Annotated in this window: 13 protein-coding genes; 7 read left to right on the plus strand and 6 right to left on the minus strand. The window is 39.4% G+C overall.

Annotated elements, in window-relative coordinates; genetic code table 11:
- The first annotated feature begins 87 nt into the window (after positions 1 to 87).
- The gene (locus H6550_01010) at positions 88 to 1,584 is read left to right on the plus strand and encodes a recombinase family protein (GenBank protein ID MCB9044693.1); all 1,497 of its coding nucleotides are present in this window, start codon (positions 88 to 90) and stop codon (positions 1,582 to 1,584) included.
- Here H6550_01010 and H6550_01015 read toward each other — a convergent pair.
- The gene (locus tag H6550_01015) at positions 1,553 to 2,626 is read right to left on the minus strand and encodes a YifB family Mg chelatase-like AAA ATPase (protein ID MCB9044694.1); all 1,074 of its coding nucleotides are present in this window, start codon (positions 2,624 to 2,626) and stop codon (positions 1,553 to 1,555) included. The two genes, H6550_01010 and H6550_01015, sit on opposite strands and share 32 nt — an antisense overlap.
- A 151-nt stretch (positions 2,627 to 2,777) precedes the next feature.
- Between H6550_01015 and H6550_01020 the strand changes: the two genes are divergently transcribed.
- The 6 genes from H6550_01020 (at position 2,778) to H6550_01045 (ending at position 9,518) form a co-directional block, all read left to right on the plus strand.
- Complete coding sequence (locus H6550_01020) at positions 2,778 to 3,728, plus strand: hypothetical protein (protein MCB9044695.1); 951 nt, start codon at positions 2,778 to 2,780, stop codon at positions 3,726 to 3,728.
- Between the two features lie 131 nt (positions 3,729 to 3,859).
- Entirely contained in the window at positions 3,860 to 4,921 is a 1,062-nt protein-coding gene (locus H6550_01025) for an NAD-dependent epimerase/dehydratase family protein (protein ID MCB9044696.1), read from the plus strand.
- 44 nt (positions 4,922 to 4,965) lie between these two features.
- The gene (locus tag H6550_01030; protein MCB9044697.1) at positions 4,966 to 6,855 is read left to right on the plus strand and encodes a hypothetical protein; all 1,890 of its coding nucleotides are present in this window, start codon (positions 4,966 to 4,968) and stop codon (positions 6,853 to 6,855) included.
- Between the two features lie 10 nt (positions 6,856 to 6,865).
- Entirely contained in the window at positions 6,866 to 7,936 is a 1,071-nt protein-coding gene (locus tag H6550_01035; protein MCB9044698.1) for an NAD-dependent epimerase/dehydratase family protein, read from the plus strand.
- A 3-nt stretch (positions 7,937 to 7,939) separates the two neighbouring features.
- Positions 7,940 to 8,677 carry a glycosyltransferase family 2 protein gene (locus H6550_01040; GenBank protein ID MCB9044699.1) on the plus strand — a complete coding sequence of 246 codons (738 nt, stop codon included), beginning with the start codon at positions 7,940 to 7,942 and terminating at the stop codon, positions 8,675 to 8,677.
- Between the two features lie 61 nt (positions 8,678 to 8,738).
- Positions 8,739 to 9,518, plus strand: coding sequence for an enoyl-CoA hydratase/isomerase family protein (locus tag H6550_01045; GenBank protein ID MCB9044700.1), 780 nt, complete (start codon positions 8,739 to 8,741; stop codon positions 9,516 to 9,518).
- A 2-nt stretch (positions 9,519 to 9,520) separates the two neighbouring features.
- Here the strand turns inward: H6550_01045 and H6550_01050 are convergent, their stop codons facing one another.
- The 5 genes from H6550_01050 to H6550_01070 form a co-directional block, all read right to left on the minus strand.
- Positions 9,521 to 10,537, minus strand: a complete 1,017-nt coding sequence (locus H6550_01050; protein ID MCB9044701.1) for a glycosyl transferase — start codon at positions 10,535 to 10,537, stop codon at positions 9,521 to 9,523.
- Between the two features lie 10 nt (positions 10,538 to 10,547).
- On the minus strand, positions 10,548 to 11,438 hold the full coding sequence (locus H6550_01055; GenBank protein MCB9044702.1) for a UDP-2,3-diacylglucosamine diphosphatase: 891 nt from the start codon (positions 11,436 to 11,438) through the stop codon (positions 10,548 to 10,550).
- A 110-nt stretch (positions 11,439 to 11,548) separates the two neighbouring features.
- Entirely contained in the window at positions 11,549 to 12,958 is a 1,410-nt protein-coding gene (locus tag H6550_01060; protein ID MCB9044703.1) for a TlpA family protein disulfide reductase, read from the minus strand.
- Between the two features lie 52 nt (positions 12,959 to 13,010).
- Complete coding sequence (locus H6550_01065; GenBank protein ID MCB9044704.1) at positions 13,011 to 14,798, minus strand: ABC transporter ATP-binding protein; 1,788 nt, start codon at positions 14,796 to 14,798, stop codon at positions 13,011 to 13,013.
- 75 nt (positions 14,799 to 14,873) lie between these two features.
- On the minus strand, positions 14,874 to 17,252 hold the full coding sequence (locus H6550_01070; GenBank protein ID MCB9044705.1) for an outer membrane beta-barrel protein: 2,379 nt from the start codon (positions 17,250 to 17,252) through the stop codon (positions 14,874 to 14,876).
- Positions 17,253 to 17,756: the final 504 nt, after the last annotated feature.

Raw genomic sequence — 17,756 nt, forward strand, 5'->3', positions numbered from 1 at the left:
CAAAGCGTCTAAGCTATCTTCTTTTCTAGTGTAATTATGTGATGTATTCCCGCCAAGAAGTATTCTCTCAATACAAAATACTTACGCATGGGAAAAGCAAAAAATGTTGGAATATGGATACGTGTATCAACCGACTTTCAGGTTAAGGATGATAGCCCTGAGCACCATGAGAGACGTGCCAAAATGTATGCAGAGTCCAAAGGTTGGAATGTAGTAGAAATATACCGACTTGAGGCAGTTAGTGGAAAGTCAGTAATGGGCAATGCAGAAGCAAAGCGTATGCTTCATGATTTGCAAGCAGGTAAAATTACTGGCCTGATATTCTCAAAACTTGCTCGACTTGCTCGTAATACGAAAGAACTACTTGAGTTCTCAGAGATATTCAGAAAATACAATGCCGATCTGATTTCACTTTCAGAAAACATAGACACAAGTTCATCTGCTGGCAGATTATTCTACACAATGATTGCTGCAATGGCAGAATGGGAACGACAAGAAATATCAGAGAGAGTTGCAGCATCTGTTCCAGTTAGGGCAAAAATGGGCAAACCATTAGGAGGACAAGCACCATTTGGGTATAGATGGGAGGACAAAGAACTACAAATAGATGAAAAAGAAGCTCCCATTAGAAAACTCATGTATGAGCTATATGCAGAACATAAGAGAAAGGGAACAGTCGCAACACTATTAAATAAGAAAGGATATCGCACTCGCAACGGTTCAAAATTTACTGATACCACAATTGGACGATTGCTTACTGACCCAGTTGCAAAAGGACAAAGAAGAGCTAATTACACAAAGAGTACAGGAGAAGGGAAACATTGGGAAATAAAACCTGAATCTGATTGGGTAATTATTCCATGTCCTGCAATCGTATCTGAGGAATTATGGGATGAATGCAATAGAATAATAGAATCACAGACATATACACGAAAACCAACTAGGAAAACAGTCCATCCATTTGCAGGTATATTAATATGCCAATGTGGAGGGAAAATGTATGTTCCCTCACGGGTTAAGAAATACGTCTGTAATTCATGCAAGGAAACAAATATTAGTGCAGAAGATATAGACCATATATATTACGAACAATTAAAGTCATTCCTCTTAACTAAAGATGACATTGCAACATTCTTAAGTAGAGCAGAAGAAGCTATCAAAACAAAACAAACAGAACTACAAACACTATTCAAAGAGAAAGTGAAACTCAAGTCAGAGATGGATAACCTAGTTAAGCTACACTCCAAAGGTCAAATCCCAACAGATGATTTTGGTTCATACTACAATCCACTCAGTGAACAATACAAACAAATTGACTTAACCTTAGCTGAATTAGAGGCTCAAATAGATTACATCAAGGTTCAACAATTAGATGGAGACCACATACTTGAGAATGCAGAGAATCTATATGATAAATGGCCAACACTTGATAATGAAGCTAAGAGGCAAATAGTTGAAGAATTGACAGAGTCTATTCAAATGGGAAGTGAAGAAATAACCATTAAATTCAACTATACACCCACCCTTACCGCTACTCCCGAAAATACTCCAACTACCCAACGCAACGACATGGATTCATACTAGCTATCAACATAAAACTTGCCGGGAAATCTATACTTACTTTAGCCCGGGAGATCGTCACTCTTCGTTCTTCCATGGGTTGTCGCATCACCTCAAGCACTGTCCGTTTAAATTCCGGTAACTCATCCAGGAATAATACTCCGTTATGTGCCAGTGATATTTCACCAGGTTGGGGATTCCCACCCCCACCTACCAGGGCCACGTCGCTAATTGTGTGATGTGGTGAACGAAATGGCCGTCGCGCGATTAAAGAAGTGTTGCCCGGTAGCTTCCCCGCCACAGAATGAACCTTCGTCGTTTCAAGCGCCTCAAATAATGTTAATGGCGGAAGAATAGTGGGTAAACGCTTTGCCAACATCGTCTTACCTGCACCCGGAGGCCCAATAAGTATTGCGTTATGACCACCCGCTGCGGCTATTTCCAAGGCCCGCTTTACATTCTCCTGTCCTTTTACATCGTTGAAATCAAATTCAAAATCATATTGTGCTTCAAAGAACTCCTCTCGTGTATTGACTACTACCGGTTCCAAAGATTTTCTTTTGCTGAAGAAGTCCACAACATCGCCTAGATTTTCTACGCCGTATACTTCCAGGTTATTAACCAATGCAGCTTCACGCGCGTTCTGAACAGGCAATATCAAACCTTTGAACTTTTCGGCACGTGCCTGTATAGCTATCGGCAATGCCCCTTTGATCGGTTGCAAAGTGCCATCAAGAGAAAGTTCCCCCATCAGCACATATCTGTCCAAGTCATCGTGAGGTACCTGTCCGGTAGCCGCCAACCAACCGATAGCTATCGGCAAGTCATATGCAGCACCGGCCTTTTTTATGTCTGCCGGGGCCATATTTACAACTATGCGGGCACGAGGTTTCTCTAATCCATTGTTTTTCAGTGCTGAGATTATTCTTTCAATACTTTCTTTTACAGCGCTATCCGGCAAGCCGACGATAATATATTCCGGCTTACCTCCTGGTGTATCTACTTCTATGGTGATGGTCAGCGCATCTACTCCATAAACGGCGCTGCCAAATGTTTTTACTAGCATGGCTACCTATTACTAAGGCTGAAACTACGAAAACTAAATTATATGACATTAATTAGCATCATACCAATGATATTAATAATTTTAGTGTGTACAATTACATTATATGGCGCTAACATCTACGGAGAGAATAGATATCATAAATATTGGTTTAATGATATTATCTGCATGCGTTGCTGTGGTGCTACCGTTTGAGTTGTTCTTATTTGTTTATGCTGTATTAGGGCCACTTCATTACCTGACTGAAATATCATGGCTACACGACAAGAACTATTTTACCAAAGGTAGTTATGATGCTGTATGGCTGTTGATAATAGGTGCCGTACTCACCGTTGTTTTCTTTAGGCAGCCACTTGAACTTGAGTTCCCTGACATGTTCGATGCTAACCTCATATTTATCGCCTTACTAAGTGCATTGATATTTGTAACGGTAAAAAATCCTTTATATAAGATCGGGGGTATCATTATATTGGTTTTTGCGTCGCAGGTAGCGCATAATTTCAACTATTTTCTTACTGTATTTATTCCCACTCTTATACACGTATATGTATTCACAGCACTATTCATGCTGTATGGTGCCACCAAAAGCAAAAGCAGGTTTGGGTATCTCTCGGTGGCAGTTATGTTCATAATACCGATATTATTATTCAAGTTATTTCCGGGGCAGGAATTTATCTCTCCAGCTTCCCGCACAATGGAGGTGTATACTCCCTTTAAGATCGTTAACTTTGTTTGGTTCCGCACCATTGATTTTGTACCCAATCCCGGTAGTGCTGAAGGCTGGAACGACCTGATATTTCATTCTACCAAAGGCATTGTCCTTATGCGTTTTATTGCATTTGCCTATACCTACCATTACCTCAACTGGTTCTCAAAAACACGCGTAATTCAGTGGCATAAAGTGCCTAAACTCAGGTTTGCCCTTGTGGTTCTAGTATGGATCATCAGTGTAGCCCTTTACATGTACAAATATGTAGTGGGTCTCCAGTGGCTGTTGTTCCTGAGTTTCATGCATGTTCTTCTAGAATTGCCACTCAATTTCGTGAGCATCATTGGTATAGGTAACCACCTGAAAACAAAACTATTCCGCCCTGCAAAACAGTAATATTTTCCTGATATACATTTTATTGCTTTAACACGGTGTAAGGCATGTTAAGTTTGTATAATAGGATTAACTTTGCTCTTTTGGACACATACAGGTACAATTATCAATACCTGAACTCTTTTTATATACTTATGAGAATAGTAATTACCGGTGGTGCAGGTTTTGTAGGCTCTAACATAGCCATAAAGCTTAAACAACAATACCCATCTTATACGATAACAGTTTTTGACAACCTGAAAAGAAGGGGTTCAGAATTTAACCTCCCAAGCCTTCGCGCCAATGATATTGATTTCATACACGGTGATATCAGGAACATTGAGGACCTGGCACAACTGCCTGAATTTGACTGCATGATCGAGGCATCTGCTGAACCATCTGTTATGTCAGGGTTAGACGGTTCTCCTACTTATGTTATTAACAATAACCTGACCGGTGCTATCAATTGCTTTAATGAATGTATCAAGTGCAAAGCAAATCTCATATTCCTTTCTACCAGCAGGGTATACCCGATAAGCCTTATAGAAAATGCTGATTTCATCGAAGAAGACACTAGGTTCTCTTTCACCGATGAGCAACCATATCCGGGCATAAGCTCAAAAGGTATCTCTGAAATGCTGCATCTTGATGCTGCCAGATCGTTTTACGGCACGACAAAACTTGCCTGTGAACTGCTTATTAAAGAATACCAGGAGTTCTATGGCATGAAGGCAGCTGTTACTCGTTTCGGTGTTATAGCCGGACCAAGACAAATGGGGAAAACGGACCAGGGCGTAGTAACACTGTGGATGGCACGGCATTTCTGGAAAAAAGACCTGGGATACATAGGATACGGCGGGCTGGGCAAACAGGTAAGGGATATACTGCACATTGAAGATCTTATCAGGCTGGTTGACATGCAGATACACAACATTGACAAATTCAATAACAAAGTATACAATGCAGGGGGCGGGGTAAACTGCAGTGCTTCTCTAAAAGAAATGACCGCTATCTGCGAGAAAATTTCAGGTAACAGGATCAATATCAAATCCGTTCCTGAAAACAGGCCGGCCGACTTACGTATATACATATCAGACAACTCCATGCTTGAAAACGAAACAGGATGGAAACCAGAAAAGACTACTCATGATATATTTTCAGATATACATAACTGGCTAAAAGAAAATGAACATGAGCTAAAATCAATATTAGGTTAACAATCAGCATAACATAATACTACGCCTGGGATAAACCACTTTTTATGAGGACGGATAATTCATATACTTCACCTCTTGTGTATATAATAGCCATATTCCTGGCATATCATATGCTTACCATGCCATTTCTTACATCTTACGAGTTGGCTGATAGTGGACCATCATGGTTAGGGTTAGATATTTCGTGGCAATTAACTTTAAACTATGCCAATTTACACAACTGGACATGGGGGAAAGACATAGCCTATACCTACGGGCCGTTGGGGTTCTTATCTACCCGTATTGGGTGGGGGGTTTCCAGGTGGATATTCTTATCATTTGATCTGTTGCTTGCTGTTAATTTCTTCTACGTATTCAAAGACTTCCTTAAGGCTTCTGCCAGCAAACTTACAGGCACCTTAATTCTAATAGTTGCTGTATTGTTAATGAATACCAGCCATGGTACCGACCTTAGCTGGCTGTTACTATTTTTTATATACTTCTGGCTATACAAGGCATATAATGAGCCCTCTAATGCCTCGTTCATCATGCTTATCCTACTTACCTCCATCGCGTTTTATATCAAGGTGAACACCGGACTTATCAGCATTCTGTTTTTCGTCGCTCATCTAGTTCTGCTATATTTTGCAGACAAGTTGAGCGTTCTCAAAGCTTTAATAATACTACTATCCCTGGCAAGCACTATATTTTTGTCGGCCTGGTTATTGAACGTTTACCTCCCCGGATATATCATGAGCGCGTATGAGCTCATAAAAGGCTACGGAAGTGTTATGTACCTAGATAATGGAGAGATTTCTGTGGAAAGAAACATCGGTACCCTATATCACGCAATGAAATACCTTCTGATTATTTACTTTATATACATTGTTCTTAAAGGTAAGTTTGTACAGTTATTTTTTGTAGCAATATGTGGAGCATATATACTAATGCTCAAGCAACAGTCTTATTTAAGAGGAGACATACAACACTTATCAGAATTCTTTTGCTACGGACCGCTGGTGTTGCTTACGGGCAATTTGCTTCATTATAAAAACAACACTCAGAAGCTATTTTCTGCGGCCATATTATTTATTCTAACCCTGTCCTTATTCTTCAAAACAGAGTATAACAAGAAGATAGGCCAGTTATATGAAGAACGGTTCTGTAATACAAAAGAGTACTTCAAACAATTTTCAGAAAACAAGATTGATAGCCACCACTTTGCCCCGGATAAACGATACATTCCTGCGTCCATACTTAACAAGATAGGGGACAAGTCAATCGACATTTTCCCCTGGGACAGTGAGTATATTATCGAGAATCAATTAAATTATACACCCAGGCCGGTGTTCCAGTCATTTACTGCTTATACACCCTACCTGCAGAAAATTAACTATGACTTTTATAACAGCAACGCGCCTGAATATATTATTTATGACTTTGACGCCATAGATAATCGCTGTGCTTTTAACGATGAGTCCATGCTCAACATGTTTATCATCAAGAACTATGAATTAGCTGACACCTTCACATCAAATGAGAGAATAAGAGCACTTCTAAAGAAGAAGAATATCATTAAACCATTGATTTTTAACAAAATAGGTGAAAAGAAAATCCAACTGACTGATGAAATCCCTACAGTAGCTGGTTCCAACTACATCAGGATCGATGTAAAACTTAATTCTAAAGGCAAAAGTGTAGCATTTAGACTAAGACCGCCAGGTATAAATATATCATTTACTGCTCCCAATGAACATAACCGCATATACAGGACATCTCCAGAACTGTTGAAGGCAGGTGTCATGATTGAAAAACTGGTTGCAAGTCAGCAAGACTTCCTATCTTTGCTGACCCCGGAAAAAAATCTCGTTAATGGTATTTCCAAGATAAGTCTTCTTACAGACCCAACGCTATACAACAACGAGATAGTGGTAGAATATTATAATGTAAAATAGCATTGCAAATATGTCCAAAGTATGTATTGTAACAGGCTCCTCCGGCCTGATCGGAAGTGAATCAATAGAGTTCTTTTCTGAGAAATTTGACAAGGTTGTAGGTATTGACAATAATATGAGGATGCGCCTTTTCGGTGCTGATGCATCCACAGAGTGGAATACCCAGCATTTATTGAATACAGTATCCAACTTTGAACATCATAGTGCTGACATAAGGGATATTGAGGCCCTGGATGCAATATTTGCAAAGTATGGGTCAGATATTGCACTGATCGTACACACCGCTGCACAACCAAGTCACGACTGGGCCGCTAATGAACCTATCACTGATTTTACGATCAATGCTAATGGCACACTCAATTTGCTGGAAATGACTCGTAAGCATTGTAAAGATGCTACATTCATATTTACCTCAACCAACAAAGTGTATGGAGATACGCCCAACTACCTGCCTTTAGTTGAGTTAGAAAATCGTTGGGAGATAGCAGAAGATCATCCATACTATGCAAAAGGTATTGATGAATTGATGAGTATTGACCAAACCAAACACTCACTATTCGGAGCATCCAAAGTTGCAGCAGATGTTGTTGCACAAGAGTATGGACGCTATTTCGGCATGAATGTCGGTATTTTCAGGGGTGGTTGCCTTACCGGTCCGAGACATAGCGGTACAAAGCTGCATGGTTTCCTGTCATACCTGATGAAATGTGCAATAACAGGTGACAAATACACCATATTTGGTTATAAAGGCAAGCAGGTGCGTGACAATATCCACTCATGGGACCTGGTAAATATGTTCTGGCATTTTCACCAGGCACCAAGACAAGGTGAAGTATACAATGCGGGAGGTGGTAGATTTTCCAACTGCTCAATGGCAGAGGCTGTTGCCATGTGTGAGAAGATCACCGGCAAAAAAATGAATTATAGTTACTCTGATACCAACAGGATAGGAGACCATATCTGGTGGATAAGCGACACATCTAAGTTTGAGTCTCACTATAAAGACTGGAAGTTAAATTATAATATTGAAGATATCCTGACACAGATATATGAGGCAACCACCAACCGTATTAACGAATAATTCATGAAATTATCAGTAGTAATACCTGCTTATAATGAGATGGAGTCTCTACCCGAGACCCTTGGCAGCTTGTACGCTAAGTTATCGGCTGAAAATATTCCTCATGAGCTACTGGTAGTTAATGATAATTCCAAAGACAATACGCTGACAGTACTGGAATCTCTGTCGAAAGAAATAAACACACTGGTGTATATTACCAACCCTGGGCCAAATGGTTTCGGGATGGCTGTCCGGTATGGTATGGAGCGATTTTCCGGAGACTGTATGGCACTGGTTATGGCCGACCTTTCCGACTCACCTGACGACCTGGTGCGCTTCTACCGCAAAATGATGGAAGGTAATTATGATTGCGTATTTGGTACACGCTTCTCACAAGGCGGAAAAGTATACAATTACCCTAAACACAAACTGATACTGAACCGGCTGGTGAATAATGCCGTTCGAATCACTTTCGGCTTTCCGTACAATGACTTTACCAATGCTTTCAAATTATACAAAAAGGAAACTATTCTTGGCTTAAGACCTTATTTGTCTCCTCACTTCAATCTTACACTCGAGCTATCGTTAAAAGCTTTGATAAGGGGTTACAACTTTGCAGTGATACCAAACAGCTGGACAAACAGGAAATATGGTAAATCAAACCTGAAAATAAAAGAAATGGGTAGCAGGTATTTCTTTATTTTCCTGTATTGCCTGATAGAAAAGTTCTTCTCACGAGGCGATTTTCACAAGGACAGGTAATAATAACGACATTTACAGATCAATTTGATAAATGTTCCGGCCACATCGTTACTTTTGCAGTATGAGCAATTCTGTTGTACTGCATAAAGAAAACGGCATCGGTTACATCACACTGAACCGTCCTGATAAATATAATAGCTTTAATCGCGAAATGGCATTAGCATGCCAGGCCTATCTTGATGACTGTGCTAATGACGAAAACATCCGCTGCATTTATATCACAGGTAGTGGTAAGGGCTTTTGTGCAGGTCAGGATCTGGCAGAAGCCTCCGACCCCGCAAATGTTAATTTTGAAAAGATTGTTGCAGAGCATTATAACCCATTGATACAACGATTACGCAATATAGAAAAGCCGATAGTAGCAGCAGTGAATGGCGTTGCCGCGGGCGCAGGTGCAAATATTGCACTCGCCTGCGATATAGTAGTAGCTACACAAAATGCGTCATTTATTCAGGCCTTTAGTAAAATTGGGCTAATACCAGATAGTGCCGGAACGTTTTTTCTTCCTAGATATGTAGGTTTGCAACGCTCTGCCGCTTTGATGATGCTGGGCGAAAAAGTAACTGCAGACGAGGCTGCTGCAATGGGAATGATCTATAAGTCCTTTTCCGACGACACTTTTGAGGAAGAAAGTAAAAAAATTGCAGCTACATTAGCATCCTTGCCAACAAAAGGCATAGGATTGACCAAACGGCTATTGAACCAATCATATAGCAATAGTCTTGAAGAACAACTTGAAATAGAAAAGCGTGTACAGGTAGAAGCAGGAAATACGGAAGACTTTGCAGAGGGCGTAAATGCCTTCCTGGAAAAACGCAAGCCTCTATTTAAGGGTAGATAACCCTATGCAACGTTCACCACAGCCATGTTTGCAGGAGCATGTTCATGTATCATTTCTCTGATGATCTTAGCAGTTTCATCGGGAAAATCAACTTTTACACGTTCATTACTCATCAGCCACCATTTTATCTTGTCATAATACTTGCGGCTTAACTGTTTTATTACTGGTACACCTATCTGTGCAGCCGCTGCAGCATTACATTGTTGTTCGTACTGAGCTTGCATTGGTATCACCATTAATTTTTTACCCAGGAATAATGCTTCAGCCGGACCTTCAAAACCGGCTCCGCATAACACACCTGTACTGCTGGCCATGCTTTCAATGAAAGCATTGTTGTCAATAGGTTGAATATGTACGTTTTTAAAACTGAATGGTTCTTTGTTATGTTTCGAAAACACCTGCCATTCAACTTTAGAAAAATGAGATAAATGTTCTACCAGTGTTTTGTCGTCATAAGAGGGAAGGTATACAGTATAATGCCCTTTATCAGCAGGTGTCATATTTCGTATTTCTCTACGAATAACAGGAGTAAAAATATTTTTGGCGTATCGCCTGAAATGAAAACCATAAGCTGCCGTTACCGGTGCATAATGCTTTAATATCAATTCTCCTTTCATATCTCCCTTTGCTGGCTGTGGCGCATTCTGGGCCATTACAGCTGCCTGATGACTGAGACCAATACAAGGTTTATGTTTCAGCTTACACGCCCATGCTGAAACCGGCTCAAAATCATTGATAACAAGATCATAATCCTGTACCGGCAACTTCCTTATATCATATATCAATTTGAATAATTTTAGCTTCCTGGCAGTCTGCCATATATCCACACCGCCTTTACCTCCGAAAATGAAACTCATGCCATATAGCTTGTATTTAACAGGGAATGGAAAATCGACATCAACCTGAATACCGCTTATCAATACATCTACCTCACCATATTTTGCCAACTCTGGATATACATCCCTTGCACGACTCAGGTGGCCGTTACCTGTACCTTGTATTGCAAATAATATCTTCACATTAGTATATTTATGCAGCCTCAAACCCGCCGGTCAGTCCGTTCAGGGTATTAGATTTATTTGCGTTTACATTCAACTCCTGCAACAACAAAGCCATCATCTCTTTGGGATTGTCTTTGGCCTGTTTTTTCTTATTTATTTCAATTGACTGTGCAACTATGTCATCAGCATAACGATAAATACTCCACTTCGAGTCGTTATATTCCAATGCTGTCAGGTTCTCTATCCAGTCGCCAGAATTCATGTATATAACAGGTCCTCTCTCTGTGACAACTGTTCTTATTTCAGGATGATGGATATGACCACATATCACGTATTTGAACTGGTTGTCTGCTGCTATCTCACAAACAGTAGACTCAAAATTATTGATGAACTTAACAGCGCCTTTTACGCTATTCTTTATTTTTTTTGAGAGGGAAACTTTACCTCTACCTAACTTTTGTGAAATGAAATTTACAAATCGGTTGATAAGTATTAAGGTGTCATAGCCAACCGCACCTAACTTTGCAAGCCACTTACTATGTTGCATTACCACATCAAATACGTCACCATGGAATATCCAGACCTTTGAGCCGTTTATTTTTAGAGAAAGCTTATTGGTGATCTTTAATGAGCCTAGCTGGAAACCTTTGAATCTTCTCAGCATTTCATCATGATTGCCCGGAATGAAATAGACCGGTATATCCTTAGCAACAAGTCCAATGAGGTGTTTCATAACCATCATATGTGTTGTTGGCCAATACCTTTTGCTGAATTGCCAGATGTCAATGATATCGCCGTTCAAAACAACGGCCTTAGGTTTTATGCTCTTCAGATACTGAAGTAACTCCTTGGCGTGACAGCCATAGGTACCTAAATGTATGTCTGACAGAACGACAATATCTACTTCCCTTTTTGCCATATGTATGGTATTAGATAGCCAATACAGCTAAGCAAAGGGACGTATTTACTATAACGCCATCATTAACAACACATTACCTTAATATTAATTAATACAGTTCGGAGAGCTATTTAAAGCAATTCCTCAATTGCCTTGATAAGCTCTTCGTCTTGACTTGGACGTGGCGTATTCTCGCTTGCAAAATTTCCCTCTCTATCTATCAGAAAGTATGCCGGTATACCTTGTACACCATACTCTTGTGCTGTTTTGCCTTTCCAGCCCCCTTCTTCCCGTACATGCAGGCCGGTTAAGTGGTATTTGTCCATTGCTTTTTTCCAGGCATCGGCATCTTCGTCTATTGATACGTACACAAATACTACATCCTTGCCGGCAAAGTGTTCTTTAATTTTAGCAACATGAGGGAATTGCGCCTTGCATGGGCCACACCAACTAGCCCAAAAATCCAGGTACACCACTTTGCCCTTAAGTTCTGATAATTTGATCTTCTTTCCGTTTTCATCAAATACGGTGAAATCAATTGCCGGAGATCCGATACTCAATTTTCTCTTTTTGTCAATAAGAGCTTGTAAAGTTTTGGTATAGCTGCTTTTGGGATACCTTTCAGTGAAAACTGTAAAGTCGTTTTCCGATTGCTCCAAAGTATGATGTTTTACATGGTCACTAATGTAGTCGGCAAATACATATTCTTCTGATGCTGTTGGCATTTTTTGATGGGCAAGCTCCAGCATCTTCTCATTATTGTCAGCTCCTTCGGCAGACAACTGTTGCGAAAAATAAGAAGATATATAACTACGGTAGGAAGAAATATACAAATAGTTATCATTGAATTTTTCTGGTACTTGTTTTACTACCGAGTAATTCTCTTTAGGGATAGCCCCTATATCATAGCTTTTAGCCTTTACAATTTCGTGCATATAGGGATATGTGAGCATGAAATCATATTTATTATACTCGTATAGTGCATTCCAGAATTTGATAAATGATTGTGGTAATCCAGCACTATTGTCAACAAGAAAATCCATTTCATTCTGTATCAATAATTTCAGACTATCAGTAAACCTATCAGGTTCTATCGCCATCATTTTCTGAGCAGCCCTATGTATGTTTTGTGTAAAGCCCGATTTGAGCATATGCCTCGCCATAAAGTTGGCAACATCTGCTTTCATACCGACACCATCATACTTGAGTGTGTTATCAAAATCTGACGCATTAACAGTCATGATTATTTTATCTCCGGGACTACCGTAGATTTCAGTTCCCTCGTTACCATTCTGGATATGTATGAGTGTATAGTTTTCTGACAAAGGGAGCAGCACAAGAAAATTACCCTTATCATCAAGCGCTTCAGACACTTCATGTTGTTTGAAATTCAGCCAGTTACCCTCATAGGTATAGTAACTGAAGGTAACCTCATCTGCAAGTTGGTTGGTGATTGTTCCTTTTATGGTAATATCACTCTTGCCTGCGATAGCAAAAACAGAGCTGAAAATGGCAACAGCAACCAGTATTATCCTGTTCATACACGTGTATTATATTATCTCAATTTATAAAAAAAAGTGTTTCATACAAAGGTTAGACGCTGGAGCTTATCTCTGTCTGATGCTTATATAGTTTTGCATACCTGTTGTTCAAAGCCATTAACTGTTCATGTGTACCCTGCTCAGCAATATGGCCATCATCAAGCACAATGATCTTATCAAAATCCCAGCCTGTAAATATTCTGTGTGTGATCACGATGGTCGTTTTATCCCTAATATAGCTTTTCAGGTTATTCAGAATATTTTGTTCCGTCTGTGTATCAACTGCAGAAAGAGACTCATCCAACAACAGTACCGGGCTATTTTTCAATAATGCTCTTGCTAACACCAGCCTTTGTTTTTGTCCTCCGGATAACATTACTCCACGCTCACCAATTACTGTATCATAGCCTTCTTTGAGTGTTGCAATATCCTTCTCAAAATCGGCAAGTCGCGCAGCCTCTTTTACATCTGTATCCGTTGCATCTGCCCTGCCAAACCTGATATTGTTGTAAATAGTATCTGAAAAAAGGTAAGCTTCCTGAGGAGCATAGGCTATTTGCATTCTGAGGCATTGCAGGTCATACTCCTTTGCAGGTTTCCCATCGAATGAAACTGTACCCTTTGACGCGTCGTACATACGCAACAAAAGATGCACAAGTGTTGATTTACCTGACCCTGTTTTACCGATTATTGCTACCTTTTCCCCCGCTTTTATATCCAGGTTGAATCTGTCCAAAGCCTTTATTCCTGTATGGGCATAAACAAAGCTCACATCCTTAAATGTAATATTTCCTTCCAGCGTTGTGTTTATTGCACCGTCCCTGTTTATTATTATGGGCTCCGTATCCAGGAACTCATTTATGCGCTTTTGGGACGCTCCTGCACGCTGTACAATAGAAGCGACCCAGCCGATTGCCATCATTGGGAACATAAGCATAGTAATATACAAGATGAACTCTGCTATATTACCGGCCGAAATTGATCCCTCAATGGCAAAATAGCCGCCTATTAACACCGTACTCAGTATACTCAACCCAATGAACAGGTTCATAGAGGGGAAAAAAACAGCTTCTGTTAATGACAGGTTGATGGCGCTTTTTTTATATTCCCGGCTTTTGTCGTTGAAAAATCCCATCATAGCCTTTTCCTGAACAAATGATTTAATGACCCTGATACCAGAGTATGACTCCTGGGCAATTGTGGTCATATCCGACAATTGGGATTGTATTTTTTCGCTTTTCCTGAAGATAATCCTGTTTACAAAGTAAATGCTGAGCGCTAAAAATGGTAGCGGCAAAACAACATAAAAGGTAAGCATCGGGCTCACCCGTATCATATTCCAAAGACACATCACAGTAAGTACAACAAGGTTGGTGGTATACATAATAGCCGGTCCTAGGTACATCCGTACTCGAGAAACATCTTCGGATATCCTGTTCATAAGGTCGCCCGTATAGCGAGTCTTATAGAATTGAGTATCTAATTTCTGATAGTGTTCATATATGTCATTCTTCAGATCGTACTCTATCAGCCTGGACATGACAATTATGGTCTGTCGCATAAAAAACATAAAAACTCCCCTGGCTATAGCCAGACCAAGCAGTAGTAATCCACTTTGCAATACAAGAGTAAATATGTAATCCTGCAAGCTTTCAGCAACCCTGGTGCCTGTAACCAGCCTGTAACTATTGATGTTATTCTGTACACTGTCTATTACATTACGTATCACTACCGGGGGAATTACTGCAAAAACGTTGGCAACAGAAACAAATAACATACCCAACAGCAGGCGCCACTTATAACGCAAAAGATATTTATTCAGTGCTGCCAGGTTCTTCATGCTGGCAAAGGTCGGGTAATTTTGATAAAACTATTTAACAACTCGTGCACATGCAGCAATATTTTGCATATAACGTTACTGGTCATCTTTATGTCCTACCTCTTTCTTTTCCGGAAAAGAAGTAAACTTGTATACTATAGAAAACAGATAGTACGACCCTATCCTGTTTACAGAAACGTCTTCGTAGTAGTTATCGCCTATTGTCCTCTGAACAGTTGGATAATTATTAAATATATCAAATGCATATAGTCTTAATGAAAGACCATGGGGCTTATTAAATGTCTTATCAAACATGATATTGGTCAGGAAAAAATCCTGCTGAAGGTTTTGTGCTATCCCTTTGTTTGATATATAGTTAATATAATATGAAAGCCTGAAACCATAAGAAAAGATGAATGTGCCATCATGCGCAAGAATATGCGATTGAACCAGGCTGTTAGGTTGAGATAACCCGGTCACCTCTCTTCGGTTATAGCTGTAATCTAGGCTCCCATCATACCATTTACCTGTATAATATGATAGTCGTGCTTTTGGTGAAATGTTATAGTTCGCTATTCTTTGAAGACTGCCATTTACTATGCTTACATTATTTGTAACATTTACTGACAACCCCATTGTACCTTTTAGTTTTTGCCTTATGAGTGGTTCTGTATGACTTACTGATGAGCTGATAACAAAGTTACCATTTGCGTTCACAGGCATTGTGTTTTTCTTACTTCCCGTAAGTTCTGTATTGTTAATTATTTTATTGTTTACCCAATTGGCTTGAATATAAGCCCATGTGTTGCTACCCTTTTTCAAATTATTGTTACCAAAGCGTAAATTTATACTGTTGCTCAATTCGGGACTTAAGTGTGGATTGCCTGTATAAATATTTAAACTGTCGGTGTAATCTGGTATTGGTTGAATTTGAGAAATGTTAGGTGGATTGATCCCTCCATTATAGCTAAAACTTATGTCTGAAGTTTTAGAAACCCTGTATCTGCTGAATAAACGGGGAAAGTAATTGATGCCTGTCTGGATAATATCTGTTCCAGTGCCGAAAGCCTGCAGGCTTTTTCTACTGTATGGTTCCATCTCAAAACCAACCCCACCTGATATTTTTTCATTACTATACTGATAGGTTATACCTATGTTGTTATTGTTGTTTATGTTTTTGTAACTTCTGCTCTGGTTTGTATCCACCGAATAGACTCCTGCATTTGCAACAGCAACTGCTTTATTATTATTACTTCGGTTGTAAATATTATTAATGCTTACTGACACATTATTATGTTTACCCAGAGGTTCTGTATAGTATATATTTACGACACTATTTATGTTATTACCTTCTTCAGAAGTAGTATTTATAACATCTGTCTTAGATTCTGGTGAATAATAGTTGTTCGTATTCTCAATATTGCCACGCGATCTATTACCACTGTAATTGATATTCCAACGTATTAATAATGTTCTTCCCTTTTTAGAAAATTGTTTTGAAAGCGAGTTGTTCAGTCCATAAGAGGAAGTAGCCCTGGTGTTGTCAGATATTGATCTTCTATCAAAGCTTACCGTTGTTGCATTGTATTCATACGTAATATCATTACTTATTCTGGGCAATGATTGTTTGGCTGTCTGAATATTTGCAACGGTACTCAATGACATTCTCGGACTGATTTTGTATCTGGTCCTGAGAAATATGTTATGAGTGGTATTACCAGACTTTTGTTCGTTATTTGATGCCTGCAACATTGAACTATCACCAATACTCCCTGCCTGCATATAAGGAAGAAAAGTGGTACGATACGATGATCTTTCCAGGTAGGTGTTATTATTATTGAAACTATAGGCACCGTTTAACTGGAATGCTTTCCCTTTGTCATAAGAGAAATTAATATTCCCTTTTTGTTCAGTTCTTACACCCGGATTGCTCCAGGAATTATTGCTGGTATTGCCATTATCACCGGCTGCATCAGACATTCCTGTATTATTTAGATTGCCCATCAGGGTTAAACGGAATGCGTTATCGTCCATATAGTTGGCAAATGCTCCACCCTGGTTTCGTTTTTGGGTACCCCATCCTGCGGCTGTTCTACCGTATATCCCCCCACTATACTTTTTCTTCATCTGAAAATTGATCACTTTTTCGTTAGAGGTCTCTTTATTACCGGTAAAAACAGCATCTTCATCCCTGTAATCAGCAACTTCGATCTTTTCCAGAATCTCTGCCGGTAGGTTTTGTATCACACTGCGCAGGTCATCTGAAAAATACTCTTTACCATTGATAAACATCTTATTGACCGGTTTGCCTTGTATTGTTATCTTTCCATCGCGTGATACTTCTACTCCAGGTAGTCTTTTCAGTACATCTTCCGTATTGGCAAGAGGATCTGTTATAAATGAGTCAACGCGGTAACTTGTTGTATCTCCATGTACACGCACAGCAGTCTTAACGCTTATTACAAACTCGTCCATTAGTAATGTATCCGTAAATAATGACCTGGTACTATCTTGTTGAGCGATTGATGTGCCTACACACAGTAAATAAGATACCACCAAACAAAATGCCTGTAACAACAATTTGCTTCGGTGTCTTTTACAGGTAATAAGGACGATATTGTACACTTTATGTTTCATGGTAGTATGCTAAAAATTAAAAAAGGTTACTTTCTTATATACTCATAAACAGCGTTTAGGAGTAAATAAAAAATGAACAGTGACACAACTATTAGTGCAATAAATGTAGTGTCATCTAAAATTGATACAAGGAGATTCATAACATAGTTTTGGTTGGTTATATAACTCTATTCAAATATCTATATACTACTTCCCACTCTATCTAAACAATACCTGAAATTGAACTTATTATTTTAATAAATTTCACCCCCATTTTTAGGGGTATTTAAACTGTAAGCCTTGCCTGTTGCAAATTTCAGGCGTTACTTCATCATTACTATGCAACTAAATAGATACAAAAAA

The organism is Chitinophagales bacterium, assembly GCA_020636495.1.
GTDB lineage: Bacteria > Bacteroidota > Bacteroidia > Chitinophagales > Chitinophagaceae > UBA5543.

Coding starts and splice junctions, on each gene's coding strand:
- H6550_01060 (MCB9044703.1), bottom strand. CDS start 12,958: ATGAACAGGATAATACTGGTTGCTGTTGCCATTTTCAGCTCTGTTTTT.
- H6550_01055 (MCB9044702.1), bottom strand. CDS start 11,438: ATGGCAAAAAGGGAAGTAGATATTGTCGTTCTGTCAGACATACATTTA.
- H6550_01040 (MCB9044699.1), top strand. CDS start 7,940: ATGAAATTATCAGTAGTAATACCTGCTTATAATGAGATGGAGTCTCTA.
- H6550_01045 (MCB9044700.1), top strand. CDS start 8,739: ATGAGCAATTCTGTTGTACTGCATAAAGAAAACGGCATCGGTTACATC.
- H6550_01065 (MCB9044704.1), bottom strand. CDS start 14,798: ATGAAGAACCTGGCAGCACTGAATAAATATCTTTTGCGTTATAAGTGG.
- H6550_01025 (MCB9044696.1), top strand. CDS start 3,860: ATGAGAATAGTAATTACCGGTGGTGCAGGTTTTGTAGGCTCTAACATA.
- H6550_01035 (MCB9044698.1), top strand. CDS start 6,866: ATGTCCAAAGTATGTATTGTAACAGGCTCCTCCGGCCTGATCGGAAGT.
- H6550_01020 (MCB9044695.1), top strand. CDS start 2,778: ATGATATTATCTGCATGCGTTGCTGTGGTGCTACCGTTTGAGTTGTTC.
- H6550_01070 (MCB9044705.1), bottom strand. CDS start 17,252: ATGGACGAGTTTGTAATAAGCGTTAAGACTGCTGTGCGTGTACATGGA.
- H6550_01010 (MCB9044693.1), top strand. CDS start 88: ATGGGAAAAGCAAAAAATGTTGGAATATGGATACGTGTATCAACCGAC.
- H6550_01030 (MCB9044697.1), top strand. CDS start 4,966: ATGAGGACGGATAATTCATATACTTCACCTCTTGTGTATATAATAGCC.
- H6550_01015 (MCB9044694.1), bottom strand. CDS start 2,626: ATGCTAGTAAAAACATTTGGCAGCGCCGTTTATGGAGTAGATGCGCTG.